Genomic DNA, 24764 nt, shown 5'->3' on the forward strand with positions numbered 1-24764 from the left:
ATACCCAAGGTCGGCACTACACGCCCGAATCCCACCTCACGCGCCGATCAAACCCTTGATCCGCCTTGCGCACAAAAATCGACTCGAGCCAATACCGACCCCAAACTGCGCAAGTTGGGCTAACCCTCCCGGGCTCGCGCGGGCGGCGCTGATCCGGGCGGCCGCATGCGCCCCTTGTCCTTGAAATAATTTACATATCGCGCATGCCATATCGGCAAGACGGCGCCGGCCTTGACTGTTAGCTGCATATGCAGCATATATCACCTGCATATGCAGCTAACAGCCTGGAGGAGGCGGCGTCATGGCTTCGGATCACGAGCTCCATGGGGGACTGGGTCGTACCCTGCCCGGCTGGCGGACCGGCGTGGTCCTTGCGGGTTGGTTGGCGCTGGTCTTGGTCGGCCTGTCGACCGGCGCGTTCTGGGCGCGGTCGGCGGAGGAGCCGCCTTTGCTGCTTCTCTTCGCCATTCTCGGCCCGGCAGCGATGTTTGCCGCGGCCTATCGCCTCTCGCCGGCGTTTCGCGTTTACGTGCTTTCGCTCGATCTCAGGCTGCTGACGGCTGTGCAAGCCTGGCGCGTCGGCGGCGGCGTCTTCATCGCGGTGCATGCGCAAGGGTTGTTGCCCGGCCTATTCGCCTACCCTGCCGGCTATGGCGATATATTCACCGGCGCCTTCGCGGTCTTCGCGTTGATGGCGCTCATCAATCGCACGCCCGGCTGGCAGACCCAGCTCGTCCGCCTCAACTATATCGGCCTCGTGGACTTCGCAGGCGCGGTCGGCACCGGAGTGCTCGCCAGCCAGGGGCCGCTCGGCCTTCTGCGCGGCGCAGTTTCCACCGAGGCGCTCCAGCATTACCCGCTCGATCTCATACCCACCTTCGCCGTGCCGCTGTGGATCCTCGTCCACATCGCCTCGCTCATCCAGCTCCGGCGGATACGGGCGGAGAGCGCCATGACGGCGAACCACGCCCCGGCGACAGCATGACCGGACGAAAGGTCAAACGCGCCGGCGGGGCAAACGCCGCTTCCGGCGAGGCGCCCCAGCCGATGGCGGAATTGATGGGCTGCACCTGCCAGCGGCTGCGCAAGGCGACGCGTCGGGTGACCCAAATCTACGAAGGGTTCCTCGCACCCGTCGGCCTCACCAGCCCGCAATTCGGCCTGCTCGCCAACCTCGCCGCCCGCGATGATGTTTCGATGAACGAGCTGGCAGAGCGCTTGGTCACCGACCCGACGACGCTCAACCGCAATCTGAAGCCGCTGGAGAAGGCGGGATACCTCAAGATCGATTCCGGCAGCGACGATCGGCGCCGGCGTCGTATCGCGCTGACCGAGCGCGGGCGTCAAACCTTCGAACGGGCCATACCGCTCTGGCGACAGGCCCAGCAACATCTTGAAGCCGTCCTCGGCCGCAAAGACCTCGAGGCGTTGAACGACGCCCTCAGCCGGTCACTGCGCAGCCTCACCCGGCAATAGCGAGGCCATGCCATGGACGACGCCAACGATCATTCGCTTGGATCCGTTTCCAGCCGAGACGATCGCGTGCAAGCGAGCGTGTCGCCCGAGTCGGTCAAGAGTTCGGCTCCGCTGCTGGGCCCGATCCTGGCGGGGCCGATCGTGCCGACCATGCTGCGCCTGGCGCTGCCGACGCTTGTCGTGCTCCTGGTGCAGACCTCGGTCGGCGTGGCCGAGACCTATTTCGTGAGTTTCCTCGGCACCGAGGCCTTGACCGGGGTGGCGCTGGTATTCCCGGTCCTGATGCTCATGCAGATGATGTCGAATGGCGGCATCGGTGGCGGCGTCGCCGCCGCCATCGCCCGGGCGCTGGGTGGTGGCCGCACGGCTGACGCGGAAGCCCTTGTCTTCCATGCGCTGGTGCTGGCAGGGCTGTTCGGATTGGCCTTCACCGCGGCGGCCCTCCTGGGCGGGCCGGTGCTCTACCGGGCGCTCGGCGGCACCGAGGGGGCTTTGAGGGCGGCGCTCACCTACTCGGATATCGTCTTCGCCGGCGCGATCCCGCTCTGGGTCGTTGCCGTGCTGGCCTCCGCACTGCGCGGTTCGGGCAATGTCAGGGTTCCCGCTTTGGTGACCGTGATCGGGGCCGCCTTGCTCGTTCTCGCCTCGCCGGCATTGATCTTCGGCTGGGGTCCCTTGCCGCGCCTCGGTATCGCCGGAGCCGGTATCGCCGTCGTCACCTACTACCTCGGCGGTGCGGCGGCGCTGATCGGCTACCTGGCGACCGGTCGCGGCTTGAGGCTGCGCCGCGTCAAGCTGGAGGGGCGCCTCTTCAAGGACATCCTGGGCGTCGGCATCCTGTCGGCGATCGGCACCGTCCAAGCCAATCTTACGGTGGCGCTGGTCACCGGCGCGGTCGGCCTGTTTGGTGCCGAAGCGATCGCCGGCTACGGTCTCGCCTCTCGCCTCGACTATGTGTTGGTGCCGCTGCTGTTCGGCTTCGGCACGGCGCTGGTGACCATGGTCGCTGCCAATCTCGGATCAGGCCAAGTCAAGCGCGCGCGGCGCATCGCATGGATCGGTGCTGCGATCGGGGCAGGGGCGACCGAGCTCATCGGCCTCGCGGCCGCCTCCTATCCCGCCGGCTGGATCGGGCTCTTCAGCGACGATCCGACCGTCTTTCAAACCGGCGCGCTCTATCTGAGGACGGTCGCACCCTGCTATGGCTTCTTCGGCCTTGGCATGATGCTCTATTTCGCCAGCCAAGGCGCCAGGCGGGTGGCGTGGCCGGTGATCGGCGGAACGATCCGGCTCATCGTCGCTGGCCTCGCCGGCTGGTCCGCGGTTGCCTGGCTCGACGCCGGCCTGACCACGCTCTTTGCGGTCGTTGCCCTATCGATGGTGCTGTTCGGCAGCATCTGCGCGCTTGCGGTGCGCATGAGCCGATGGCAGCCGTCTGCGCCTGATATCCGCTCGGGCCGTATTGCTGCGGGACGACGCATCGTTTGAAAGTGCGGCGACACATGGTTTGAAAATCACGCTTTAGCGCCGCCCAAGAGTCGCTTCGTCCGCAAGCTTCAAGGATTGCTGCCTCATGGTTCGGTCGCTGATCGTAGAGATCGACCATGAGACGTGGCCTGCGGCCCCCGGGCGCGCTCATGCCGTTCATCGGTTGCTTTACGACACCTGGTCAAGCGGTTGGCGTGTCGAGGCCCGATCTGGCATTTTGCTAACGCCGATACACATTTCTGTGCTACCGCCGCGGCGGGAGCGCAGCACCGAAAGGCAAGAGCAGCCCGATGCCTGAATTTGCCGCTCAGCGTCTATTGGAAACGCCGACCGTTGCGGTGTGGGACGTCTGCTGCGAGGGCATGTGCCGGTACCAGAGTGCTGAGGAGCGCGTGACCGCCGTGCACCTGGTGTTTCCATACCGTGGCGTCTTTGTGCGGCATGTGGGGCGTGACCAGGCAGTCGCCGAAGCGAACCAGGTGTTGTTTTTTAACGCCACCGAAGGCCATCGGATCAGTCATCCCGTGCCCGGTGGCGACGCCTGTCTATCGCTGGCCATCAGCGAACCGCTGCTGCGTGAATTGGCTCCGAACGCCTTGCTGCGGGGCGGCGCGGCCTTGGCATTTCGTCAGCAGCGCCTGCGGCTCGATCCGCGCGCGCAAGCCCTGGTTGCTCTGCTCAGGCACAGCTTGCATCAGGGCGCCGCGGAGCCGCTGGAAGCGGAGAGCCTGGCACTGACGCTCGTGCGGCGAGCATTGGGGCCGCGTACCGCGCATGCAGCGGGTGCCAGTGTCGGACGGCAGCGTCTGGTGGACCGGGCCAAGCTCGTGCTGGCAAGCGATCTGGCGCGGCGCTGGACGTTGGCCGAAATCGCCGCTGAAGTGGGTGGCTCCCCCGTCTATCTCACGCAGGTCTTCCAGCAAGTGGAGGGCCTGCCGCTTTATCGCTACCAATTGCGGTTGCGGCTGGCGCGGGCGCTGGATCTTCTTGTCCAGTATGACAACCTGACCGGGCTCAGCCTGGATCTGGGCTTTTCCAGCCACAGCCATTTTAGCGCCGCGTTTCGCCAGACCTACGGCCGCTCGCCCTCGGCATTCAGGCGGTTGGCGCTGGATCGTTAGGGCCAGTCCAAGCAAATCGCTAAAGATTCCGACAGCGACGCTCTCTTCTCCCGTGGCCTAGTAGCGACACCCGGATTTCGGGTGTTCATGGAGAGCAAGGTCATGGTTGAGAAAACTTGTGCAGCTTGCGACGGCGAGCTGGACGCGAACTCTATCAAGGTCACGGTTGGCGGCAAGACCGTTGAAGTCTGCTGTGATGAGTGTGCGCACAAACTCAAGGAAGCGCATGCCTTCGCGGCGGCGCCGACGCGGAATTGAGTCATGCGCGGACACAAATCATCGGCAACCTCACGCAACATCCAGACCGCGTCGGGCCGTATCGGCTACACCGAGCAGGGCGCAGGACCGGTCGCGTTATTCGTGCATGGCGTGTTGCTGAACGGGCATCTGTGGCGACACCAGCTGGCGCATTTATCCGACATCCGGCGATGCATCGCCGTGGACTTGCTCGCGCATGGTGACACCGAAGTCGCGGCGGACCAGGACGTATCCGTGACGGCCAATGCGATCATGCTCGAGGAATTTCTCGATGCATTGAATATCGAGCAGGTGGACCTCGTCGGCAACGACAGCGGCGGAGGCATTGCGCAGATCTTCGCGGTATTGCATCCTGAGCGTGTCCGCAGCCTCACGCTCACCGACTGCGACGCCCACGACAACTGGCCGCCGGAGGCTTTCAAGCCTTTTCTGGCGATGGCAGCGGCTGGCGGTTTGCGCGGGACGATTGACGCGATGTTGTCGGACAAGAGCATCTATCGGTCGCCGCAAGCCCTTGGGCCAGCGTACGAGCATCCGGAACGACTGACCGACGACAGCATCGAAATATATCTGCGTCCGCTTGTGAAGTCTGAGCGGCGCACGCGCGACTTCCAGCGTTTCCTCGCAGCGTTCGACAACAAGCACACGCTCGCCATCGAAGCGCAGCTGAAGAAGCTGAAGGCCCCGACTCTCATCGTCTGGGGCACCGACGATGTGTATTTCGACGTGAAATGGGCGCGCTGGCTAGCCGACGCCATCCCCGGCACCCGGTGCCGGGTGGAGTTCAAGGGCGCCCGCATCTTCTTTCCCGAGGAGCGGTGGACGGAATTCAACCAAGAGCTTCGCACGCACTGGCAGGCGACATAGGAGGAGGCGAACTGACGCCGAACTCGCGAATCCATCGGGAGAAGACAATGGACGATCAAAGGCGCAAGGCCAGAAAATTCCGCGCATTGCATGTTCCCGGAAAGCCGGTCGTCCTCTTCAATGTCTGGGACGCGGGCAGCGCCAGGGCAGTTGCCGCGAGCGGCGCAAAGGCGATCGCGACGGGCAGTTGGTCGGTCGCCTGTGCCAATGGCTTCGCCGATGGCGAGCGGATGCCACGCGCCCGCGCCATCGACAATTTGCGCTTGATCGTCGGCGCGACGGACCTGCCGGTGACGATCGATCTGGAGAGCGGATATGGCGACACGCCGGAAGCGGTCATCGAGACGATCGGCCTGGCGATCGACGCGGGAGCCGTAGGCTGCAACCTCGAGGACAGCTTTCCGGCGGATGGAAGGCTCCGCGAGACAGGCGACCAGGCCGATCGCATCCGACGCGCGCGGGAGACGGCAGATGCTGCCAATATTGGATTCTTCATCAACGCCCGGACCGATATCTTTTTCCAGCGGCCGCCCGAGCAGCATGACGATGCCATGGTCGTTGAAGCGATCGAGCGAGCGCGTGTCTATACGGAAGCCGGCGCTGATGGGCTCTTCGCGCCCGGCCTATCCGATATCGCGCTGATCATGCGGCTCGCCGAAACATCGCGGCTCCCGCTCAACATCATGGTCGACGACGCCACCCCGCCTCTGCGCGCACTGGCCGAGCACGGCGTCGCGAGAGTGAGCCACGGCCCCCGCCCTTACCTCATGGTGATGAAGACGCTGGAAGAATCGGCCCGGGCGGCGCGGGGGTAAGGCATACGGTTTCGTTGTCGGCTTGATCGGCCAGGTTCGGCGACTCGGTTTCCCGCGGCGTTGAATAGGGCACTTTCAAAAAATGCGTCATTCCACACTTGCGCACGACACGCGAGATCAGTTTTTAACCGCACCGGCGGTCAGCCCCGAGACCATGTAGCGGCGCACGCAATAGTACAGCGCCGCCGGCGGCAGGGCGTAGATGACCGAGGTCGCCATCAGCAAGGCCCAGGGCGAATCGTCGCTCGACAGGAAGTAGCCGACGGCGACCGGGAGCGTGACCGAGGTCGGCGTCGACAGCATCAAGAGCGCGTAGAGGTACTCGTTCCAGGAGAGCAGCAGCGCATAGGTACCGATCGCGACCAGGGCCGGCACGATCAAGGGCAGATACACCTTAAGGAAGATCTGCGGCACCGTGGCGCCGTCGACCTTGGCGGCTTCGTCCAGCTCGAAGGGAATGTTCTCGGCGTATTGCCGGAGCACCCAGATGGCATAGGGTGTGGCGAAGGTCACCATGCTCAAGATCAGCGCCCATTGATTGTCCAGCATGCCGTAGTGGTACATGGTCTTGTACATGGGCACGGCGAGGAAGGCCGCCGGGATCAGATAGGTGAGGAGGGCCGCATTGGAAACGTGGTGGCCCCACCACAGCCGGAGCCGGCCGACGGCAAAGCTCGCGAGCGAGGCGATCGCCAGCACCAATGCGCAGACGGCGATGGCGACGATGAAGCTGTTGGCGATCTGTGCCCAGAAATTCTTCAGGAAGAAGTGGTCCTGGTTGATGACGGTGCGGTAGTTGTCGAGGGTGGGATGCGTCGGCCACAGCACCGTGCCGACCGCATCCTTCACCGGGGTCAGCGACAGCATCACCATGTAGTAGATGGGCAGGAGCGTCCACAGCAGCACCACGGCGCCGATGAGAACGAGGCGGGCCTCCTTGAAGAGGGCGGCGGGCCTCACGACGAGGCGCCCTTGCCCAGGCGCCTGAACATGTAGACGACCAAGGGGATCACCAGGGGCAAGGCGGTGATGAGCGCCGCCACGCCGGTGTCGAGGAAGCCCATCTTGTAGGCGTAGCGGATCGCCAAGGTCGCCAGTACGTGGGTCCGATCCAAGGGACCGCCGCCGGTCAAGAGATAGACGCTGTTGAAGTCGCCCAGGGACCAGATGGTCGAGAGCAGCGTGCAGACGAGGTACATGTTGCGCACGCCGGGCCAGGTCACATAGCGGAAGCGCTGCGTGCCGCTGGCGCCGTCCACCTCGGCCGCCTCATAGAGATCCTTCGAGATCGCCAGCCTGGCGGCCAGCAGGGTCAAGGTCCAGAACGGCAGATATTTCCAGATATGGATGGCGATGACGGCACCCATGCCAAGATCGGGCCTCAGCAGCCAGCCGGGTCCGGGGAACACGCCGAACCAGTCGAAGAGGAGGGTGTTGATCATCCCCCACTCGGAATTGAGCATCCAGCGGAAGGAGAGGATCGTCGGGATCGAGGGGATCGCCCAGGGCAGGATGAAGATGATGCTGAGCCAGCGGATCCAGCGCTGGGGGTGGACGAAGAATCCCGACAAGAACAGCGCCAGCGCCATCTTCAGGTTCACGCCCACCAGGAGGAAGACGAGCGTGTTGAAGATGGTGCGGAAATAGATCGGATCGCTCCATAGCTTCACATAGCTCTCGGGATTGCTGCCGAGATAGAAGCCGTAGGCGACGGGGTAGATGACGAAGAAGAGGAACACCACGCCATAGGGGATCAAGAGCACGATCCCCCAGAAGGTCTCCGGCGGCAGGGCGCGCCTGGAGGCCGGCGCCCGGGAAAGCACCGCCGGGGAGGCTGATGCCGCAATCTCGGCCATGGCTCTTCCTCTCCTGCGCTTGCCCCCACCCCAACCCTCCCCCACTAAGAAATGGGGGAGGGGGAGTAGGATCCTCAAGCGTGGCCCCTCCCCCGCGCGAAGCGTGGGGGAGGGTAGGGTGGGGGCGCTGCCGCTAGCCCGCCAGCTCCTTCAGCCGGCCGAACATCTCGTCCACGGCCTTGTCGACCGACCAATTGTCGATGACGATCCGGCCGATGGCGCGGCCGAACACGTTCTCGTTCTGCGCCTGCACCAGGCCTGCATTCAGGCTCGACGGGAAGGGCGACAAGGGATTGGTGGTGTACTGCTTGAACACGACGCTGCGGTGCGGGTCTTTGCCGTCGGTCCAGAACGGCGTGTTCGCCACCGTGAGGCTGGTGGGGAACCAGCGCCCGAAGGAGCCTTCGACATAGGGCCCAATCTGCTCAGGCGTCAGCAGGAACGCCAGGAACGAGCGGGCGCCCGCCTTGTTCTTGGCATCGCGGAAGATGACCGCCTGCTTGGTCGCCACGGGATAGATGATCTTCTGCCCGCCGGGGCCGTCGGGCAGCAGCATGGTGTGCATCTTCACATAGTAATTGGCTTTGGAGATGTCGGCGTCCGCCTGCTTGCCGGACTTGAGCGCCGCGTTCATGTCGTCCAAATGCTTGCCCGGGATCGACACCGACGGGTTCGGTGTCGCCACGGTGGTGCGGTTGTGCAGATTGTTGTTGTTGTCGGCATCGCCCCAGCTGACCGAGCCCGGCGGCGTGCAGCCGCGCTTGAACACGCTCGTGTATTGGGTCAGCGCCTTAACGTAGCCTTCGCGCACCTTCGGATCGGCGATCATGAGCTTGCCGTTCTCGTCGATCCAGCGGACGCCATAGGCGCCGAGGAAGGTGTAGAAGATGTAGAAGGTATCGGTCGCCTCGGTCGACATCGGCAGGCCCACCCCGAAGGTGCGCTGTCCCTTCTTGCGCAAGGCACCCTGCACCTTGTCGCACCAGAAATCCCAGAACTGATTCCAATCCTTCGGGATGTCGGCTTCCTTGAACCCGGCGTCCTCCAGCATGTCGTTCCAGTAGTGGAAATGCATGGTCTGCATGTGGATCGGCACGGCATAGACTGCCCGCTTGCCGTCCTTGCCGGCCATGGTGACCGAGGGCAGCACGTTGGGGAGGAACTTCTCCTTGTAGGGCGTGACGATGTCGCCGACGTCCTCGAGCAGGCCTTGTTTGGCCCAGCTCGCCGAGGCCTGGAAGTCGTAGACCCAGCCGAAGCCGACATCCGGCACGTTCTTGGCTTCGATCGCGCTCACCGTCTTGGTCAGCATGTCGTTGAGCGGGATCAAGGTCAGGTCGATCTTGCTGCCCGGGTTCTTCTGCTCCCAGGCCGCGATCGTCTTCAACAGCGCCGTGTCCTCGGCCTCGTAGAAGCCTTTGTTCCACCAGACCGTGACCGTGCCCTGGGCCAGGGCCGCGCCTGAGGTGGTGAGCGCGAAGGCACCCGCCGCCGCCAAGCCGAAAAGCATCCTCATGACGTCTCTCCTCCCTGTTTCGGTTCTTGCGGGCGACGGCCGCAAAGCCCCGTCCGCCGCTATCTTCTTTGGGCGGCAGCGATCGGCGCAGCCGCCCTCCGGACAATACTGTGTCGCCAAATTTCGGCTGTCAAACCGAAGCGCCGGCGCAACGCGGGGGTGCGCTATTGCGCCGCCGCGGCGGCCTTCAGCGGCGGTAGGGGCGAGGCCCGAAGCTTGGCCTCGAAGGTCTCAGCCTCCTTCGCCGAGAGCTCCGCCAAAGGCGTCTTCATCCGCCGCCAGCCGGGATCGCCCCGATAGACGGCGATGGCGTGCTTGAGGGAGGCGATCACCGGCTGGTCGAACAGCGCCGGCTGGGTCTTGGCGATGTCCGCCTGCAGCTTGGCCGCGTCCGCCTCGCCGCGGCGGTCATAGAGCCGGCGGAGTGCCCTCGGAATGAAGTTGGCCATGCCGCAGATCGTCCCGGTGCCGCCGGCCTTCAGCGTCTGCAAGAGGTGCGGCTCGTTTCCGGTCATGATCGACAGGCCCGGAAGCTCCTTGAGATAGGCTTGGGTGTTCGTCCAGTCGCCCGAGCTGTCCTTGATCCCGGCGACGGAAGCGCCGAAGCGCTGGCGCAACCGCTTGACCACGGCGAGCGAGATCGGCACGCCGGAGAGCTGCGGAATGTTGTAGAGGTAGAGCCGAAGCCCGCTATCCCCGACCTTGTCGATGATCTCGGCGAAGAAGCCGAAGATCCCATCCTCGACCTGATCCTTGAAGTAAAACGAGGGCAGGACCAAGACGCCGGCAACGCCGTGGCCGACGGCGTGGCGGGTGAGCTTGACCGCATCGCCAAGCGCGGCGGCACCGGTGCCGGCCGCCATCATCTTGGGCTGGATCCCGGCCGCGACCAGTCGGTCCAGCGCGTCCATCCGTTCTTCCACCGTGAAGGAGGTCGACTCGCCGCTGGTGCCCCAGGGGGTGAGGCCATGGCAGCCCTCGGCCAAGAGCCACCGGCAGTGGTCGGCGAAGCGGCCATGGTCGACCCGGCCGGCGGCGTCGACCGGGGTGGCCACTGCGGCGAAGACGCCCTCTAGGCCGGAAGAACTGGGTGGGCGGGCGGTCATAAGGGGGTGTGCTCCTCGGGATCGGACCGGCATTCTATGCCGGGTGCATCGAAGCGGCCAAGCGGCGCCATGGTCTTAGCTGCGAGATCTTGCCGTTCCGGACGTAACGCGTTACATATCGTAATGCGTTACGCAAGAGGATGTCGACCATGGCTACGGCAGCCGAGCGGATGCGGGCGATGCGCGGGCGACGGCGGAAGCGGGGTATGCGCGAGGTCAGACTTCACCTCCCAGATCCGCGGATAGGCGCGGTGCGTCGTCGCATTGCCATGCAGGTTCGAAGGCTCAATCAGGCCGATGAACAAGAGACATTGGCCTGGATTGAGGCGGTTTCGGAATTCGACGAGAATGCGTCGCGGTGACATTGTCGTCGTAGCGGTGTCTGACGACTATGGAAAGCCACGACCCGCCGTAATCGTTCAGACGAACGCATTTCCCGCAAACCACGCCTCGGTCATCGTCTGTCCGCTCACGAGTCACCTGGTCGAGCCAACGGATATTCGTGTCAAAATCGACCCGGACGGAAGCAATGGACTTCGCGCGACTTCGCAGGTCATGGCGGACAAACCCGTTACCGTGCGTCGCGAGCGGATTGGGAAGCGGATTGGACAATTAAGCGCTGCCGACGCAGCGCGGCTCGATGTCGCCATCGCTTTCGTCATGGGTCTCGCTGACTAGGGGCTCAGCCTAACAACCCCCGCTCGGCCAAGTTCCGCATGAGCGCCACCGCGCCGAAGGTCCAGGGCGGTGCCTTGTCGGAATGGGTCACGCGATTGACGAGGGATCCCAGCCTGGCCGAGCGAATGGTGACGATGTCGCCGAGCTTGTGGGTGAAGCCTTCCCCGGGCTTGCCCCGGTCCTTGGTCGGCGAGAACATGGTGCCGCTGAAGAGACAGACGCCGTCGGGATATTGGTGATTGGCGCCGATGGTCTGGGCGACGAGATCATGGAGATCGCGGCTGATCTTGGCGACCGAGGACGCCCCCTCGAGCACGAACTGATCCAGCCCCTCGACGCGGAGCTCGACCACGGTCTGCCTGAGATCGTCGAGGCCGAAGCTCGCATCGAAGAGCCTGAGGAACGGGCCGATGGCGCAGCTCGCATTGTTGTCCTTGGCTTTGCCGAGGAGGAGGGCGGAGCGGCCTTCGACGTCGCGGAGATTGACGTCGTTGCCGAGCGCGGCGCCGACCATGCGTCCCTTGGCGCTCGCCACCATGACGATTTCCGGCTCCGGGTTGTTCCAGATCGATTTCGGGTGGATGCCGATCTCGGCCCCCAACCCGACCGCGGCCATGGGCGGGCATTTGGTGAAGATCTCCGCATCCGGGCCGATGCCGACCTCCAGATATTGCGACCAGGCGCCGCGGCGGATGAGCGCCTCCTTCAGCTTGGCTGCCTCGGGCGAGCCGGGCTTGAGGCGCTCGAGCGAGGTGCCGATTTCGCCGTGGATGGTCTTGCGGATCTCCTCCACCCGCGCCGGGTCGCCCTTGGCCTGCTCCTCGACCAGGCGCTCCAGCATGGAGCTGACGAAGGTGACGCCCGAGGCCTTCACCGCCTGCAGGTCGACCGGAGCCAGGAAATACGGCTTCGCCGGATCGATGGCGCCGGCGGCGCTGTTGGCGATCATGTCGGCGAGCGAGCCGATGCGCGTGGCTTTCGCCCCACGCACGATGCCGACGGGGTCTTCGGCGTTGCACAGCTCGGCCACCGTCGGCGCCGCACGGCCGAGATCGAGCACGCTGTCCCCATCGAGACGCACGACGCTCGGGCCCGGGATCTTGCCCGGCACCCAAGCGCGGCCGATGAGCGTGCCTGCGGTCCCGTCCGCGGGCAGGATGGCGGCGGCATCGAGCTTGATCATGGCGCTTCCTCGGAACGGCTTATGGTTTGACGGCGGCGAGCACGGCTTCGGCGACCCGGTCGATCTGCGAGTCATCCAGATCGGCATGCATCGGCAGGCAGAGATTGCGCTTCGCGGTCGCCTCCGCCACCGGCAGCGCTCCCGGTCCCGGACCGAACCTCAGCAAGGGCGGCTCCAGGTGCAGGGGCCGATGATAGTAGATGGCGCTGCCGATGCCATCCGCGGCCAATGTTGCCTTCACCCGGTCGCGGTCTTCGATGAGGATGGCGTATTGCGCCAAGGCGCTGGCCCGTCCCTTGGGCCGGCTCTGGGTTTCGATGCGTCCGGTAAAGTGCCTGTCATAGGCATCGGCCACGCGCTGACGCTGGCGGAGCTCGTCGCCGAAGGCCTCGAGCTTGGCCAAGAGCACGGCTGCCTGCAGCGTATCCAGCCTGCCGTTGATGCCGATCGCCAGCACCTCGATGCGGTCGGGGCCGGCGCCGTGCTGGCGCAGCGCACGGAACTTCGCCGCCCGCTCTGCATCGTCGGTCAGCAAGGCGCCGCCATCGCCATAGCCGCCGAGCGGCTTCGAGGGATAGAAGCTGACGGCGGTGGTGGGCGCCAGCGAGCCGACTTGGCGGTTGCCGAGCCGGGCGCCGAAGCTCTGGGCCGCATCCGCCAGCAGCGACAATCCGCTTCGTTCGGCCACTGGCGCCAGCGCCTCGTAGGCTGCCGGCAAGCCGAAGAGATCGACGGCGACGATGGCGCGCGGATTGAGGCGACCTTCGCGCTTGACCAGCTCGATCCGGCGCTCGAGGTCGCCCGCGTCGATGTTGAGCGTGCCCGGCTCGATGTCGACGAAGACGGGGGTGGCGCCGAGGCGGACCGGCACTTCCGCGGTGGCGCGAAAGCTGTAGGCCGGCATGAACACCGCATCGCCCCGGCCGATGCGCTCGGCCATCATGGCGATCATCAAGGCATCGGTGCCGCTGGAGACGCCGACGCAATGCCGGGCGCCGGCATAGCGCGCCAGCGCCTCCTCGAACTCGGCCACTTCCGGCCCGAGCACGAAGCGGCCATGCTCGAGGACGCGCTGGATGCGCCGGTCGATCGCGGGTTTCAGGCGCCGGTACTGCGCCTGCAAATCCACGGCCGGAATCGGCGCCGGCGCGGGCTTCGCCTTGGCATGGCTCACGCGACCTTCTCCACCCAGCGGCGCAAGGAGTCGGTGATGGCGAGTGCCGTCTCCAGAGCCCGGCGCCCGGCGGGGCCGTCGACCAAGGGCGGCGTGCGGTTGGCGACCGCGCCGATGAAGGCCTCGATCTCGCGCTTCAGGCTGTCATGCTCCTCGAAGACGTTCTCCTCGATCTGAAAGTTCGGCATGCCCTCGACCACCGGCCCGCCGCGGCGGATGACCGTCACCTTGTGCTGCAGAAAATCCACCCTGAGATAGCCCGAGCGTTGGAAGAGACGCATGGTGCGTTCGCTCTTCATGCTGATGCGGCTGGCCGTCACGTTGGCGACACAGCCATTGGCAAAGCCGATCCGGGCATTGGCGATGTCTTCATGGTCGCCCAGGACCGGCACGCCCACCGCGTCCAAGGACAGGATCGGCGCCTTCACCAGCTCCAGGATGAGATCGATGTCATGGATCATCAGATCGAGGATGACGCTGACATCGGTGCCGCGCGGCTTGAACGGCGCGATGCGGCTGCACTCGATGAAGAGCGGTTCCTGGATGCGGCCATCGAGCGCCACCCTGGCCGCGCTGAACCGCTCGAGATGGCCCACCTGCAGGACCAGGCCATGCTGGCGGGCGCTGGCGATGAGCGCGTCAGCCTCATCCAGCGTTTCGCTGATCGGCTTCTCGATGAGGCAATGGAGTCCGGCTTCGAGGCAGCTCTTGGCGACGGCGAAGTGGGAGGCGGTCGGGACTGCGATCGACACCGCATCCACCTGGCCGAAGAGTGAGCGGAAATCCGCGCTCGCCGCCACGCCGAGCAAAGCCGCGACCTCGGCCGCTCGCGCCGGATCCCGATCGACCACGGCGACGAGCTTCGAGCCGGTGAGGCCCGCATATTTCTCGGCATGCAGGCGGCCGAAATGGCCGACGCCGATCACCGCGGTGCGGATCGTCATCGCTGGCCGGGTCGTTCGCGTTCGAGGGACCTCACAGGGCGCGAAAATAACCCCTGAGCGGCGGTCCGGCGAGAATTTTTAGGCTTCGTGCGCAAGAGCTTAGTGCATTTGCAGGCTGCGGATCTGCAGGCTCTTGAGCTCGACCGGCTTGATCGCCTCCTGCACCCGGCGCTCCATCTCCTGGCGCACCGCCTCGAGCTCGGCAGCCTTGCTGTAGATCTCGGGAGTGGTCTTGCGCAGATAGAGGATCAACACGTCGGTGACCTTGGCGATGTCGTTGTTGACCTCGGCGCGGGCATTGGGGTCGCCGAAGGCGAGCGTGACGCCCATGATCACCAGACGCGGCGATCCGTCCTTGGCGCGAAGATTGATCAGCAGGTCCGGCACCTCGCTATAGCTCGCCGGCAGCTTCTTCGGATCGAACACCTCGGGCTCGATCACCTTCGGCTTGTTCGATTTGATCATTCCCGAGGTCATCACCCCGACGCCCGCGCCCACGAGCAGGATCAAGGGAAGAAAGACGAACAGCACCAGTCGCTTGATCGAGAGCTTGGTGCGGGTGCCGGCTTCAGCCATGGGGATCGGCTATCGACAGTTGCGGGGGAGCTATCGCGGTGCTGGGTGACCTTCCCCATGTTAGACTAGAGCAAGCGCCGAGGCTCCGCACCGATAACCGGAGGGCGAAGGGCTCGGACGATGGATCCGCTTCAGGCGGAGGAGGATGCGATGTCCGCCATCGCTGCCTGCGGGCTTCCGGCCGTGCTTCACCCGGTGAGCCAGTTCTTTCTGCAGCAATACCTCGAAGGCGCGATGCCGACGGAGTGGTTCATGCGGGTGTTCTCGCTGCCGAACTCCGACTACATCCCCTACATCTACTGCATCGTCGAGGCGGTGGCCGGGAAATAGGCGGGGACGAGGCGCCGAACCGGCGGGCCGGCTTTAAGCGCTTTTGTCGATGCAGTGGGAGCTGTCGGTCTCGGGCTTGCCCGAATCCTGCGGCACGCTCTTTGCCGCACGCTTGACCAGCACGTCGTTCACCAGCTCGCGGAGTGCCGCGGCGCGGAACGGCTTCCACAGGGTCGCAACCGCGCCGAACTGCCGGGCGAGCTTGAGGTAGTCGAGCTGCGACTGCATCGGGCCGCCGCCGGAAATGGCGATGATCGGTATCGAGGAGTCGATCTTCTGCAGCTCGCGGATGGTCTCGATGCCCTCCTGGTCCGGCATGATGATGTCGGTGATCACCAGATCGGGGCGACGCTGGCGGAAGCTGTGGATGCCATAGCTGCCATCGGCCACCGCACGCACAACGTGGCCTGCCGACTCCAAGACCTTCTGCACCGAAATGCGGACGTCGGCATCGTCGTCGATCAACAGGATCGAGGCCATGAACTCTCCAGCCCAGGCGGCTAGCGCGGGAGAATGCGACCGTATTGTCGAAAAAGAAATACGAAATGTCTGCATCTGGTTGAGTCGACCCGCGGATGCGCCGATCGCCGGCGCGGATTCCGGCCCGGTACGGAATCAAGATGCCGTGGTGCGGCACAAACTCAACCGCAACATCTAGGATCCAGCGGGCGTCATGGGGCTGATCTTGCGCCGATTCGCGCCGGCGGTCGGGCCGCCCGGCGTTTTGACAGGCAAGGGACCCGGGCGTAGTCTTCGGCCAGATCGATAGCCGCCGGGCGTGAGCGCGCCCACCGGGCGGCCGACCGCATGGATGGACCAAAATGGTTCTGGCCATCGGCAGCGATGGATTTGGCGTTGGCCTGACGGCCGTGCAGCCGGTCGTCCGCGGTCGCGCTGTGGGTGTGCCGTTCCCCGACAATGGGCCGCCTGCAGACCAAGGTGGTAGTTCCGGGCCGACACCGTCCGCCTCGCAGAGCCCACCCCTCACCGGCTTGCAGCAGCAGCGCTTGGCGCCGGGATCGGCGCGCCAAGCCCAGGAGCAGCAATCCAAGGAAGCGAAGACGCCGGGCTCCTCCGATCTGACGCCCGCCCAGCAGGCCGAGGTCGCCAAGCTGAAGCAGATCGACCAGGCGGTGAGGCGGCACGAGCAAGCCCATTCGGCCACCGGCGGGCAGTTCGCCGGAGCGCCCAGCTACAGCTACGTGCAGGGGCCCGACGGCCAACGCTACGCGGTTGCCGGCGAGGTGCCGATCAATGCGAGCCCGATCTCGGGTGACCCGGCGGCCACAATTCGCAAGGAGGAGCAGGTGGTCGCCGCCGCTCTGGCGCCGGCCGATCCCTCCGGCCAGGATCGGGCCGTTGCGGCATCGGCCCAGCAGCTGAAGAATCAAGCCCAGGCGGAGCTCACCAAGAAGCAGCAGGAGCAGGCCGCAGGCGGGTCCGCTCCCCAGGATAGGAAGAGCCCGATCCCGGGTGTCCCCAGCGGTGTCGGTGCCAGCCAGACCCATCCCGGCATCGCCGCCTATCGCCAAGCGACATCGGCCGCCGCAGGCGGCGCGGCGGGGCTTAGCATCGCGGCCTAGAGTCTGATCTGATGAGGTCACCCCCTCACCCTACCCCCCCCAGTGGGGGGAGAGGGTTGCGGAGGCTTCGCGAGGCGAAGCCGAGCCTAGCCGAAGCTGGGTGAGGGGGATTCCACGCCATCGGATCAGACACTAGCAGCGGGCTCGCCGCTCTCTTGATCATTGTGCTTGACCCCGCTCCCGATGCGAGGCGCCATGGCGCCCGCGCCCATGACCGATCCATCGCTTGCACGCCGGCGGCCAGGCGCCGTCCCGTCTGCGGCCGCCATCCACTGGCTGGCGCCCGCCGATCTCGTTCTGCTGATCCTGCTGACCCTGTTCTGGGGCTTCAATTGGCCGGCGATGAAGCTCGCCGTTACCGCGATTCCAGTCTGGCAGTTCCGGCTCTTCTCGCTTTGCGTGGGCACCCTGGGACTGCTGGGCATCGCCAGGGCGCAGGGCTTGAGCTTGGCGCTTCCGCGCCGCGCGATCGTGCCGCTCCTCGTCTGCTCGATGCTGAACGTCGTCCTCTGGCAGGCGTTCTCAGGGATCGGCCTGCTCTACATCGAAGCCGGACGCGCCTCCATCGTCGCGTTCACCATGCCGCTGTGGAGCGCCGTTCTGAGCTGGCCGATCCTGGGCGAGCGCGTGGGCGTCCGCCAGATCCTGGGTCTCGCCCTTGGGCTTGCAGGCCTCGCCGCCCTCATTCCCGCTGACATTCTGTCGAGCCCGACGGCCTGGCTCGGCATCCTCCTGGTGCTTGCGGCCGCGGTCTCCTGGGCGCTTGGCACGATCGCGCTCAAGGCTTATCGCCTTGCCCTTCCGACGGTGCTGATCGCCGGCTGGCAGCTGACGCTGGCGATCCCGCCCATGGGCCTGGGTGCGCTCCTGGAGCCCTTCCCCGATCTCGGCGCGCTGGCACCGGCAGCCATCGCTGGCGCCCTCTATGCCGCTGTCATTCCGATGATCTTCTGCCACTACGCCTGGTTTCGCCTGGTCGGCCTGCTGCCGGCCTCGATCGCCGCCATCACCACCCTCGCCATCCCCGTGGTCGGCGTCTTTTCGAGCGCTCTGGTGCTGGGCGAGTCCTTGGGTCTCAGCGAGGGGGTGGCCCTGGGGCTCGTGGTCGCGGCCCTTGCCATCGTGCTCTTCGGCCGCGCTCGGGGTTGACCGAGGCCGGAGAATTTCGCCGCGATAGGCATTTGTTCGATTAAAGCGTAATCTCCGAGCGAAAATTAACAACGCCTTAAGCAAGGGTGATGCAATTTCATTGCTAGCGCGCGTCAAGCGGCGTCTGGAGATGGCCCATGCCGCGCGGTCCGGTCAGGATGCGAGGGTCGATAGCGCATGACCTCGGTCTTCGAGAAGCTCCAAGGATGGGTGGTTCAAAAGGTCATCGATGAGGCGCAGAGCGCCGATCAGGACCTGGTGCATCACTATGGCTCGGCGCTGGCGCTCGATCAGATCGCACCCAACGAGCTGCGGCAGCTCTACGAGCATTGGGCGACGCTCAAGGGGCAACGGCTGCTGCCGACCCGCGCCGATGTGGACATCAGCCAGCTCGGCTTCTGCATCGGCCACCTGGCGGTGGCGGAGATCGAGGATGATCCGTTCCGGGTGCGCTACGAGTTCGTCGGCGACGGTCTGATCCAGCTCTATGGCGAGGATCTGACCGGTCGCTATGTCGACGAGCTCTACTCCGCACCGGTCCGGGCCGAAGCGCTCTCGGCCTATCGCCGGGTGGTGGGGACGGCCGAGCCCATGTTCACCCGGAGGGTGTTCGATCTCTTGATCAAGCGCTTCGGCTATTACCGTTTGATGCTGCCCTTGGCGTCATCGGGCCGCGGCGTCGATCACGTGCTCGTCGGCATCTATCCGACCGACGGTAGGGTCAAGCGCGCCGTCGAATGGCGATCGGTCGCCGAGATCCTGAACTTCTGGCGCTCGACCGGTTTCGGCTCGCGCTAGCCGACATCGCCGAGCGCGCGCTCGAGTGCGCGGAACGGCAGCAACACGCAGTCATGGCGGCTCCGGTAGGGGGCAACCGGGCGGAACGGCTCGAAGGCGGGCGTTGCCGGCAATGCGCCGTCGCTCAACAGCGCTTCCATACCCGCCCTTTTCGCTGCCGCCTCCGTCCGGTCGAGGCCGACGGCTTCCCGGGCGAGCACGGAGGCGCTCGCCCGACAGAGAATGCAGCCGCGCACGTCATGGGCGATCTCGGCGATGCGCCCCGCTTCGCAGCGGAGATCGATGGTGACCCGATCGCCGCAGAGCGGATTGTCGACCGTCGCCGACGCATCGGGCTTGGCGAGGCGGCCGTGACCGGTCGCTTGGCGCGCCGCTTCCATGAGGGTGTCGTGGTAGAGCCGGTCGTTCATGCGAAAATGCGTCTGGCTTCGGCGACGCCCTCGATCAAGGCGTCGATGGCGGCGTCATCGGAGTAGGGGCCGAGGCTCGCCCGGGTGCTGCCGGCGAGGCCAAAGCGGTCATGCAGAGGCTGGGTGCAATGATGGCCGCCGCGGCACGCCACGCTGCGGGCATCGAGCACCTGGCAGACATCGTGGGGGTGTGCTCCCTCGAGCGCAAAGGAGACGATGCCGATCCGTCCCTGCAGGCCGGTCGGACCGATGATGCGGGTGCCCTCGATGCCGGCGAGGCCATCGAGCATTCGCCCGGTGAGGCGCAAGGCATTTTGGGTGAGCGCCGGCCAATCCTGCTGCTCCTGCCATTCCGCCGCGGCCCCGAGGCCGACGGCGCCGGCGATCGGCGGGGTTCCGGCCTCGAAGCGCTGCGGCGGATCGGCATAGGTGGTGCGCTCGATGCGGACCTGCTCGATCATGCCGCCGCCGCCCAGCATGGGCTGCATCCGGGCCAGCGCTTCCTCCCGGCCCCAGAGCACGCCGATGCCGGTCGGACCGAACATCTTGTGGCCGGCGATCGCGTAGAAATCGACGCCGAGCTCGGGGAGGTCGATGGGTCCATGGGGTGCCCGCTGCGCTCCGTCGAGGAGCACCTTGGCGCCGACGGTGCCAGCCGCATCGACGATGCTGCCAATGTCGCTCACCGCGCCGGTCACGTTGGAGCAGTGGGTGAGCGCGATCAGCCGGCAGCGCTTGGTGACCACCCGCTCCAAGGCCGCCATGTCGAGCCGCCCGTCTTCGCCGACCGGCAGCGTCTTCAAGACGATGCCGCGGCGGTCCCTCAGCATCTGCCAGGGCACGATATTGGAATGGTGCTCCAGCTCCGAGATCACCACTTCGTCGCCGGGAAGCAGCAGCGCGCCATAGCCCTGCGCCACCAGATTGATCGCCGCGGTGCAGCCGCCGGTGAAGACGATCTCGCGGGGATGCGCCGACAGAAACCGTGCGAGCGTCCGGCGCGCTCCCTCATAGGCGTCGGTCGCCCGTTCCGCCAAGCGGTGCACGCCGCGATGCACATTGGCGCGGCTTTCGGTATCGAAGCGCTGGACCGCGTCTATGACCGATGCCGGCACCTGTGCCGAAGCGGCGCTGTCCAAGTAGTGCAAGCCGGGATTGGCGGCGAGCAGCGGGAACTGCGCCCTGATCCAGTCTACGTCCAGCCTCACGCACGCACCTTCGCGGTCTTGCCGAGCGCCGTCAGAGCCTGGGGGGTGTCGATGTCGATGAGCACCGCGTCGTCGCCCATCTCGACCTCGGCTACCACCTCCGCATGCTCGCCGATCAGATGCCGGGCGCCGACATCGCCTTCGACCCGCGCCATTTCCGGGAAGAAGCGCTTGGCCCAGAGCACGGGGTTGCCGCGCTTGCCGTTGGCGGTGGGCACGCAGATGGCACGGCCCTCGATCGGATCGAAGGCCTGAATCAGCCGGTCGATCATCGCCGGGGTCACCCGCGGCATGTCGCCGAGACATACCAGCGCCCCGTCGACATCCGCTGACAAGGCCGCGAGCCCGGCCTTGAGCGAGGTGGAGAGCCCGACGGCATAGTCCGGATTGTGGACGAAGCGGACCGATCTCTCGGCGAGCACGGCGCGGACCTCGTCGGCCTGATGGCCGGTCACCACCACGACCTCGGCTGCCTTCGCCGCTTTCGCCGCGTCGACCACCCGGGCGACCATGGGCAGGCCTTCGATCTGGGCCAGGAGCTTGTTGGTGGCGCCCATGCGCCTGGACTGGCCGCCGGCCAGCACCAAGGCGGCGATGCGCGGCGCGCGGCCGGATGCCTTGGGCGCCGGCTCGGGTAACGGGGCCGCCTCATTGACGGCTTTGCCCGCCCTCGGCAGCGGCCGGCTCGGGATTTCCTTCAAGAGGCCGCCCGCACCCATCCCCATGACCTCGCGCGCCGATACCGGCACGCCGGCGAGCTGGCGTTGCAGCACCCAATCGAAGCCATTGAACTTGGGCGAGCGCGCGCAGCCGGGCATGCCGATCGCCGGCACGTTGCCGGCGTGTCCCAGCAGCAGCAGATTGCCGGGGTCGACCGGCATGCCGAAATGGGTGACGACGCCGCCGGAGCGAACCAAGGCAGCCGGGATCACGTCGCGGCGGTCGACGACGGCAGAGGCGCCGAAGAGCAGGATCAGGTCCACGCCTTGCGCCTTCAGCGTCTGGATCGCGTTCGCCACCTCGCGCTCGGTATGGCCGCAGCGAATCTCGCGCACGAGCTCGCTGCCGAGGCGGGTTAGGCGCGCGCGGGTACTCTCGACGGTACCGTCGAGCACGCTCTCCTTGGTGCCCGGCAACACCGTCTGCACCAGGCCGACCTTGGCGGCGCGAAGCGGCTTCAAGGACAGGAGCGGTCCACGCTGGCTGGCGATCGCCACGCAGGTGGCCAGCACCTCGGCGCGCACCGCGAAGGGAATGATCTTGATGGTGGCGACCATCTGTCCCGGCTCCACCACATCGAGATGCGGCAGGGTCGCCATGGTCACCGACTCGTCCACCAGGTTGAGCTGGTCGAGGCGCTTGGAATCGAAGCTCACCAAGCCGACGCTGGTCGCAAACAGGTTGGCGCGGCCGGTGAAGGCCGGCTGGGCGGTCAAGTGCTCGCCGGCCGCCGCTTCAGCGAGCGCATTCGCCGCCGTGTCCTCCGGCACGTCGCCTGGTTCCAGCTGTGCGGCGACGACCCGCTCGAAGCCGGCAGCGCGGAGCTGGGCCACATCGTCGGCCGACAGCACGCGGCCCTTCTTGTAGGCGCGGCCGGTGAGCTTGATGCCGTGGGCGAGGATGGTGCCGCGGGCGTCGTCCAGCGCGATTTCCCCGAATTTCACGAGGCGGCCTCGCGATGCCGGGCTTCGGTCACCTCGGCCATGATCGAGACGGCGATTTCCGCCGGCGACACCGCACCGATCGCAAGCCCGACCGGCCCGTGAATACGGGCGAGCTCGTTGTCGCCGAAGCCCTCGGCGCTGAGCCGCGCCAACCGCGCGGCATGGGTCTTCTTGCTGCCGAGCGCGCCGATGTAGAAGGCCGCCGACCGGAGTGCCGCGGCGAGCGCCGGGTCATCGAGCTTGGGATCGTGGGTCAAGGTCACGACCGCGGTGCGGGCGTCGGGCTTGAGCCGCGCCAATGCTTCGTCCGGCCATTCGGCCGACAGTTCGACGTCGGGGAAGCGTTGATCGCTGGCAAAGGCGCGGCGCGGATCCACCACCGTCACCCCGTAGCCGGCGAGCGAGGCCATCGGCGCCAAGGGCTGGGCGATGTGGACCGCGCCCACGACGATGAGCCGGGGCGGAGGATTGAAGGACTGCACGAAGATGCCGCGGCCGACGGCTTCGATGGTGCCGCTGCGGTCCGCCTGGAGCGCCTTCAAGACCGCCGCTCTGGCGGCATCGGGGAGGGATAGCGCGCCCACCATCTCCTTGGGCGAGACCAGCGCCTGCGCTCCCGTGGCAAGCTCGGTTGCGAGTGCCACCGGCTGCTTCGCCGAGCGTGCCGCCAGCAACCGATCCAGGATCTCTCGCTTCATTCCACGCGCTCGACGAACACTTGCACCTTGCCGCCGCAGGCAAGCCCGACGTCCCAGGCCTGCTCGTTGGTGACGCCGAAATCGAGGAGCCGAGTCTTGCCGTCGCTGATGGTCTGAAGGGCCTCTTTGACGACCGCTCCCTCGATGCAGCCGCCGGATACGGAGGCGATCATGGCCCCGCTCTCGTCCACCGCGAGCTGGCTGCCGACCGGCCGGGGCGAGGAGCCCCAGGTGGTGACCACGGTCGCCAGCGCCACGCCCTTGCCGGCACCGCGCCAGAGCGCCGCCTGGCCCAGAATGTCTTCGCTTGCCGTCGTCATGCGCCCGCCCCCTCGTTGCTCCCGGCCCGGTCCAATTCTTCGGTCCACGCCCTCGCCGCTTCCAGGCGACGGGGTGGAGCCGGCCGGCTCAAGGCCTCGGCCAGCTGCTCCAAGCTGGCGAGGTCGTGGACCGGGCGAAACTCGTCCACATGGGGAAGGATCGCCCGGACCCCCATTGATTTGGGGGCGAAGCCCTCGTAGCGCAACAACGGATTGAGCCAAATCAGCCGCCGGCAGGATTTGTGCAGGCGCTGCATCTCCTCGGCGAGCCCGGCGCCGGCCTCGCGATCGAGGCCGTCGCTGATCAAGAGCACGACCGCACCCTGGCCCAGCACCCGGCGTCCCCAACTGGCGTTGAAGGCATGCACCGTGGCGCCGATGCGCGTCCCGCCGGACCAATCCTCGACCGCGTCGGCAACCTTGGCCAGCGCCAGATCGATGTCCCGGTGGCGAAGATGCCGGGTGACGTTGGTGAGCCTGGTGCCGAACAGGAAGGTGTGGACCCGGTCGCGATCATTGGTGACGGCGTGGAGGAAGTGCAGAAACAGCCTGCTGTAGCGGCTCATCGAGCCGGAGATGTCGCAGAGCGCCACCAGCGGCGGGTGCCGGGTGCGGCGGCGGCGGTGCTTCAACGGGATGAAGTCGCCGGGCGAGCGGAGCGCCGCCCGCAGCGTCGCCCGCGGGTCGGGCCGGGTCCCGGCGGAATCGGGGCGAAAGCGGCGGGTCGGCACCTCGTGGATGGCGAGCGCAATGCGCCTGATCGCCGCTTGCGCCCGGCGCACGTCTTCGGCCGACATCTTCTCGAAGTCCATCCCCCGCAGCACCTCGCGGTCGGACCAGGTGAGGGTGGCGTCGATCTCGAGCTGGTCCTTGTCCTCCTCTTCCAGGGGCGGGGCCTCGCCGATCCCGGCCTTCAAGGCATCGGCGACGCGGCGCGACAGCTCGACCTCGTCCTCGATCCCGGGCCCGCGGAATTCCGGCATGACCATCGCCATCAGCCGTTCCATGATCTTGGGATTGCGCCAGAACACATGGAAGGCCTGGTCGAAGATCTCGCGCTGGTCGCGCCGGTTGACCAGGGCGGCGTGCAGCGCCCAGTAGAAGTCGGCGCGGGAGTCGATGCCGACCTGCTCCACCGCCCGGATCGCATCCAGGACCCGGCCCGGCCCCACCGGCAGGCCGGCGGCACGCAGCACCCGGCCGAAATACATGACATTGGCGACCAGCCGGCCGCCATCGACGGAAGGCGCGGGAATTGCCGGCATCGCTAGTGCCTGTGGCCCGGCTTCCCCTCACCCCGGCCCTCTCCCCCCGGGGAGGGTTGGGGAGGGGGTGGTCCCCACCCCCTCCCAAAGTCCACCCCCTGAGGGAGAGGGGGCACGATTCTTTCGTCACCTCTCCCCCAGGGGCTATGGGATTCACGGATCTTGGCCTTGGGTAGCAAGGGCATAGCCTTCCATCCTGGCGGCGAGCTGGTTCCAGCCGTCGCGCATGGTCTTGGGTCCTGGCGGTTTGTAGTAGCAGTTCCAGCCACCGAGGCGCGCTG

At 66.3% G+C, this 24764-nt stretch carries 29 protein-coding genes; 14 read left to right on the forward strand and 15 right to left on the reverse strand.

The window, feature by feature from the left end; translation table 11 throughout:
• Window positions 1-301 precede the first annotated feature (301 nt).
• The 7 genes from HY058_18585 to HY058_18615 all read left to right on the forward strand — a co-directional run bounded on the left by HY058_18585 (window position 302) and on the right by HY058_18615 (window position 6025).
• Complete coding sequence (locus HY058_18585; protein MBI3499306.1) at window positions 302-985, forward strand: hypothetical protein; 684 nt, start codon at window positions 302-304, stop codon at window positions 983-985.
• Entirely contained in the window at window positions 982-1476 is a 495-nt protein-coding gene (locus tag HY058_18590) for a winged helix-turn-helix transcriptional regulator (GenBank protein MBI3499307.1), read from the forward strand. Before HY058_18585 ends, HY058_18590 begins: the two co-directional genes overlap by 4 nt.
• Window positions 1477-1488: 12 nt before the next feature.
• Complete coding sequence (locus HY058_18595) at window positions 1489-2964, forward strand: MATE family efflux transporter (GenBank protein MBI3499308.1); 1476 nt, start codon at window positions 1489-1491, stop codon at window positions 2962-2964.
• A 290-nt stretch (window positions 2965-3254) separates the two neighbouring features.
• Window positions 3255-4085: a helix-turn-helix transcriptional regulator gene (locus HY058_18600; GenBank protein MBI3499309.1), complete on the forward strand. Its 831-nt coding sequence runs from the start codon at window positions 3255-3257 to the stop codon at window positions 4083-4085.
• A gap of 87 nt (window positions 4086-4172) precedes the next feature.
• Window positions 4173-4343, forward strand: a complete 171-nt coding sequence (locus tag HY058_18605) for a hypothetical protein (protein MBI3499310.1) — start codon at window positions 4173-4175, stop codon at window positions 4341-4343.
• A gap of 3 nt (window positions 4344-4346) precedes the next feature.
• Window positions 4347-5210 carry an alpha/beta hydrolase gene (locus tag HY058_18610; protein ID MBI3499311.1) on the forward strand — a complete coding sequence of 288 codons (864 nt, stop codon included), beginning with the start codon at window positions 4347-4349 and terminating at the stop codon, window positions 5208-5210.
• Window positions 5211-5257: 47 nt separating this feature from the next.
• Window positions 5258-6025 carry an isocitrate lyase/phosphoenolpyruvate mutase family protein gene (locus HY058_18615; protein ID MBI3499312.1) on the forward strand — a complete coding sequence of 256 codons (768 nt, stop codon included), beginning with the start codon at window positions 5258-5260 and terminating at the stop codon, window positions 6023-6025.
• A gap of 117 nt (window positions 6026-6142) precedes the next feature.
• On the opposite strand, the gene HY058_18620 is transcribed toward HY058_18615, so the two are convergent.
• The 4 genes from HY058_18620 to HY058_18635 form a co-directional block, all read right to left on the reverse strand.
• Window positions 6143-6898, reverse strand: coding sequence for a carbohydrate ABC transporter permease (locus tag HY058_18620; GenBank protein MBI3499313.1), 756 nt, complete (start codon window positions 6896-6898; stop codon window positions 6143-6145).
• Window positions 6899-6981: 83 nt separating this feature from the next.
• Window positions 6982-7881: a sugar ABC transporter permease gene (locus HY058_18625; GenBank protein MBI3499314.1), complete on the reverse strand. Its 900-nt coding sequence runs from the start codon at window positions 7879-7881 to the stop codon at window positions 6982-6984.
• 133 nt (window positions 7882-8014) lie between these two features.
• Window positions 8015-9397 carry an extracellular solute-binding protein gene (locus HY058_18630; GenBank protein MBI3499315.1) on the reverse strand — a complete coding sequence of 461 codons (1383 nt, stop codon included), beginning with the start codon at window positions 9395-9397 and terminating at the stop codon, window positions 8015-8017.
• Window positions 9398-9561: 164 nt separating this feature from the next.
• Window positions 9562-10503, reverse strand: coding sequence for a dihydrodipicolinate synthase family protein (locus tag HY058_18635; protein ID MBI3499316.1), 942 nt, complete (start codon window positions 10501-10503; stop codon window positions 9562-9564).
• Window positions 10504-10673: 170 nt separating this feature from the next.
• Between HY058_18635 and HY058_18640 the strand changes: the two genes are divergently transcribed.
• Window positions 10674-10865 carry a DUF3018 family protein gene (locus HY058_18640; protein ID MBI3499317.1) on the forward strand — a complete coding sequence of 64 codons (192 nt, stop codon included), beginning with the start codon at window positions 10674-10676 and terminating at the stop codon, window positions 10863-10865.
• Window positions 10852-11181, forward strand: coding sequence for a type II toxin-antitoxin system PemK/MazF family toxin (locus HY058_18645; GenBank protein ID MBI3499318.1), 330 nt, complete (start codon window positions 10852-10854; stop codon window positions 11179-11181). The genes HY058_18640 and HY058_18645 overlap by 14 nt, the downstream gene beginning before the upstream one ends.
• A gap of 4 nt (window positions 11182-11185) precedes the next feature.
• On the opposite strand, the gene HY058_18650 is transcribed toward HY058_18645, so the two are convergent.
• The 4 genes from HY058_18650 to HY058_18665 all read right to left on the reverse strand — a co-directional run bounded on the left by HY058_18650 (window position 11186) and on the right by HY058_18665 (window position 15058).
• Window positions 11186-12364, reverse strand: coding sequence for a fumarylacetoacetate hydrolase family protein (locus HY058_18650; protein ID MBI3499319.1), 1179 nt, complete (start codon window positions 12362-12364; stop codon window positions 11186-11188).
• 19 nt (window positions 12365-12383) lie between these two features.
• A complete protein-coding gene (locus HY058_18655; GenBank protein ID MBI3499320.1) occupies window positions 12384-13538 on the reverse strand; it encodes a DegT/DnrJ/EryC1/StrS family aminotransferase in 1155 nt (384 codons plus the stop codon).
• Window positions 13535-14482 carry a Gfo/Idh/MocA family oxidoreductase gene (locus HY058_18660; GenBank protein ID MBI3499321.1) on the reverse strand — a complete coding sequence of 316 codons (948 nt, stop codon included), beginning with the start codon at window positions 14480-14482 and terminating at the stop codon, window positions 13535-13537. Before HY058_18660 ends, HY058_18655 begins: the two co-directional genes overlap by 4 nt.
• Before the next feature lie 99 nt (window positions 14483-14581).
• Window positions 14582-15058: a flagellar basal body-associated FliL family protein gene (locus HY058_18665; protein MBI3499322.1), complete on the reverse strand. Its 477-nt coding sequence runs from the start codon at window positions 15056-15058 to the stop codon at window positions 14582-14584.
• A gap of 150 nt (window positions 15059-15208) precedes the next feature.
• Between HY058_18665 and HY058_18670 the strand changes: the two genes are divergently transcribed.
• Window positions 15209-15388: a hypothetical protein gene (locus tag HY058_18670; GenBank protein MBI3499323.1), complete on the forward strand. Its 180-nt coding sequence runs from the start codon at window positions 15209-15211 to the stop codon at window positions 15386-15388.
• A gap of 33 nt (window positions 15389-15421) precedes the next feature.
• Here the strand turns inward: HY058_18670 and HY058_18675 are convergent, their stop codons facing one another.
• Window positions 15422-15868 (reverse strand): response regulator, encoded by a 447-nt coding sequence (locus HY058_18675; GenBank protein ID MBI3499324.1) that lies wholly within the window; start codon window positions 15866-15868, stop codon window positions 15422-15424.
• On the opposite strand from HY058_18675, the gene HY058_18680 reads away from it, so the two are divergent.
• The 4 genes from HY058_18680 to HY058_18695 all read left to right on the forward strand — a co-directional run bounded on the left by HY058_18680 (window position 15867) and on the right by HY058_18695 (window position 18918).
• On the forward strand, window positions 15867-16046 hold the full coding sequence (locus HY058_18680; GenBank protein MBI3499325.1) for a hypothetical protein: 180 nt from the start codon (window positions 15867-15869) through the stop codon (window positions 16044-16046). The genes HY058_18675 and HY058_18680 overlap by 2 nt on opposite strands.
• A gap of 163 nt (window positions 16047-16209) precedes the next feature.
• On the forward strand, window positions 16210-16971 hold the full coding sequence (locus HY058_18685) for a hypothetical protein (protein MBI3499326.1): 762 nt from the start codon (window positions 16210-16212) through the stop codon (window positions 16969-16971).
• 210 nt (window positions 16972-17181) lie between these two features.
• Window positions 17182-18120: a DMT family transporter gene (locus HY058_18690; protein MBI3499327.1), complete on the forward strand. Its 939-nt coding sequence runs from the start codon at window positions 17182-17184 to the stop codon at window positions 18118-18120.
• Window positions 18121-18297: 177 nt separating this feature from the next.
• Complete coding sequence (locus HY058_18695) at window positions 18298-18918, forward strand: PAS domain-containing protein (protein MBI3499328.1); 621 nt, start codon at window positions 18298-18300, stop codon at window positions 18916-18918.
• Here HY058_18695 and HY058_18700 read toward each other — a convergent pair.
• The 6 genes from HY058_18700 to HY058_18725 are packed head-to-tail and all read right to left on the reverse strand — an operon-like array spanning window position 18915 to window position 24483.
• Window positions 18915-19328, reverse strand: a complete 414-nt coding sequence (locus tag HY058_18700; protein MBI3499329.1) for an iron-sulfur cluster assembly scaffold protein — start codon at window positions 19326-19328, stop codon at window positions 18915-18917. The two genes, HY058_18695 and HY058_18700, sit on opposite strands and share 4 nt — an antisense overlap.
• Window positions 19325-20536, reverse strand: coding sequence for a cysteine desulfurase (locus HY058_18705; protein ID MBI3499330.1), 1212 nt, complete (start codon window positions 20534-20536; stop codon window positions 19325-19327). The genes HY058_18700 and HY058_18705 overlap by 4 nt, the downstream gene beginning before the upstream one ends.
• Entirely contained in the window at window positions 20533-22200 is a 1668-nt protein-coding gene (locus HY058_18710; GenBank protein MBI3499331.1) for an NTP transferase domain-containing protein, read from the reverse strand. The genes HY058_18705 and HY058_18710 overlap by 4 nt, the downstream gene beginning before the upstream one ends.
• The gene (locus HY058_18715) at window positions 22197-22898 is read right to left on the reverse strand and encodes an XdhC family protein (protein MBI3499332.1); all 702 of its coding nucleotides are present in this window, start codon (window positions 22896-22898) and stop codon (window positions 22197-22199) included. The genes HY058_18710 and HY058_18715 overlap by 4 nt, the downstream gene beginning before the upstream one ends.
• Window positions 22895-23218 carry an XdhC family protein gene (locus tag HY058_18720; protein MBI3499333.1) on the reverse strand — a complete coding sequence of 108 codons (324 nt, stop codon included), beginning with the start codon at window positions 23216-23218 and terminating at the stop codon, window positions 22895-22897. Before HY058_18720 ends, HY058_18715 begins: the two co-directional genes overlap by 4 nt.
• Window positions 23215-24483: a VWA domain-containing protein gene (locus HY058_18725; GenBank protein ID MBI3499334.1), complete on the reverse strand. Its 1269-nt coding sequence runs from the start codon at window positions 24481-24483 to the stop codon at window positions 23215-23217. The genes HY058_18720 and HY058_18725 overlap by 4 nt, the downstream gene beginning before the upstream one ends.
• Between the last annotated feature and the right edge of the window lie 281 nt (window positions 24484-24764).

Source organism: Pseudomonadota bacterium (assembly GCA_016195085.1).
GTDB lineage: Bacteria > Pseudomonadota > Alphaproteobacteria > SHVZ01 > SHVZ01 > JACQAG01.

Coding starts and splice junctions, on each gene's coding strand:
- HY058_18585 (MBI3499306.1), top strand. CDS start 302: ATGGCTTCGGATCACGAGCTCCATGGGGGACTGGGTCGTACCCTGCCC.
- HY058_18590 (MBI3499307.1), top strand. CDS start 982: ATGACCGGACGAAAGGTCAAACGCGCCGGCGGGGCAAACGCCGCTTCC.
- HY058_18595 (MBI3499308.1), top strand. CDS start 1,489: ATGGACGACGCCAACGATCATTCGCTTGGATCCGTTTCCAGCCGAGAC.
- HY058_18600 (MBI3499309.1), top strand. CDS start 3,255: ATGCCTGAATTTGCCGCTCAGCGTCTATTGGAAACGCCGACCGTTGCG.
- HY058_18605 (MBI3499310.1), top strand. CDS start 4,173: ATGGAGAGCAAGGTCATGGTTGAGAAAACTTGTGCAGCTTGCGACGGC.
- HY058_18610 (MBI3499311.1), top strand. CDS start 4,347: ATGCGCGGACACAAATCATCGGCAACCTCACGCAACATCCAGACCGCG.
- HY058_18615 (MBI3499312.1), top strand. CDS start 5,258: ATGGACGATCAAAGGCGCAAGGCCAGAAAATTCCGCGCATTGCATGTT.
- HY058_18620 (MBI3499313.1), bottom strand. CDS start 6,898: ATGGTGATGCTGTCGCTGACCCCGGTGAAGGATGCGGTCGGCACGGTG.
- HY058_18625 (MBI3499314.1), bottom strand. CDS start 7,881: ATGGCCGAGATTGCGGCATCAGCCTCCCCGGCGGTGCTTTCCCGGGCG.
- HY058_18630 (MBI3499315.1), bottom strand. CDS start 9,397: ATGAGGATGCTTTTCGGCTTGGCGGCGGCGGGTGCCTTCGCGCTCACC.
- HY058_18635 (MBI3499316.1), bottom strand. CDS start 10,503: ATGACCGCCCGCCCACCCAGTTCTTCCGGCCTAGAGGGCGTCTTCGCC.
- HY058_18640 (MBI3499317.1), top strand. CDS start 10,674: ATGCGGGCGATGCGCGGGCGACGGCGGAAGCGGGGTATGCGCGAGGTC.
- HY058_18645 (MBI3499318.1), top strand. CDS start 10,852: ATGCGTCGCGGTGACATTGTCGTCGTAGCGGTGTCTGACGACTATGGA.
- HY058_18650 (MBI3499319.1), bottom strand. CDS start 12,364: ATGATCAAGCTCGATGCCGCCGCCATCCTGCCCGCGGACGGGACCGCA.
- HY058_18660 (MBI3499321.1), bottom strand. CDS start 14,482: ATGACGATCCGCACCGCGGTGATCGGCGTCGGCCATTTCGGCCGCCTG.
- HY058_18665 (MBI3499322.1), bottom strand. CDS start 15,058: ATGGCTGAAGCCGGCACCCGCACCAAGCTCTCGATCAAGCGACTGGTG.
- HY058_18670 (MBI3499323.1), top strand. CDS start 15,209: ATGTCCGCCATCGCTGCCTGCGGGCTTCCGGCCGTGCTTCACCCGGTG.
- HY058_18680 (MBI3499325.1), top strand. CDS start 15,867: ATGAACTCTCCAGCCCAGGCGGCTAGCGCGGGAGAATGCGACCGTATT.
- HY058_18675 (MBI3499324.1), bottom strand. CDS start 15,868: ATGGCCTCGATCCTGTTGATCGACGACGATGCCGACGTCCGCATTTCG.
- HY058_18685 (MBI3499326.1), top strand. CDS start 16,210: ATGGTTCTGGCCATCGGCAGCGATGGATTTGGCGTTGGCCTGACGGCC.
- HY058_18690 (MBI3499327.1), top strand. CDS start 17,182: ATGACCGATCCATCGCTTGCACGCCGGCGGCCAGGCGCCGTCCCGTCT.
- HY058_18695 (MBI3499328.1), top strand. CDS start 18,298: ATGACCTCGGTCTTCGAGAAGCTCCAAGGATGGGTGGTTCAAAAGGTC.
- HY058_18700 (MBI3499329.1), bottom strand. CDS start 19,328: ATGAACGACCGGCTCTACCACGACACCCTCATGGAAGCGGCGCGCCAA.
- HY058_18715 (MBI3499332.1), bottom strand. CDS start 22,898: ATGAAGCGAGAGATCCTGGATCGGTTGCTGGCGGCACGCTCGGCGAAG.
- HY058_18720 (MBI3499333.1), bottom strand. CDS start 23,218: ATGACGACGGCAAGCGAAGACATTCTGGGCCAGGCGGCGCTCTGGCGC.
- HY058_18725 (MBI3499334.1), bottom strand. CDS start 24,483: ATGCCGGCAATTCCCGCGCCTTCCGTCGATGGCGGCCGGCTGGTCGCC.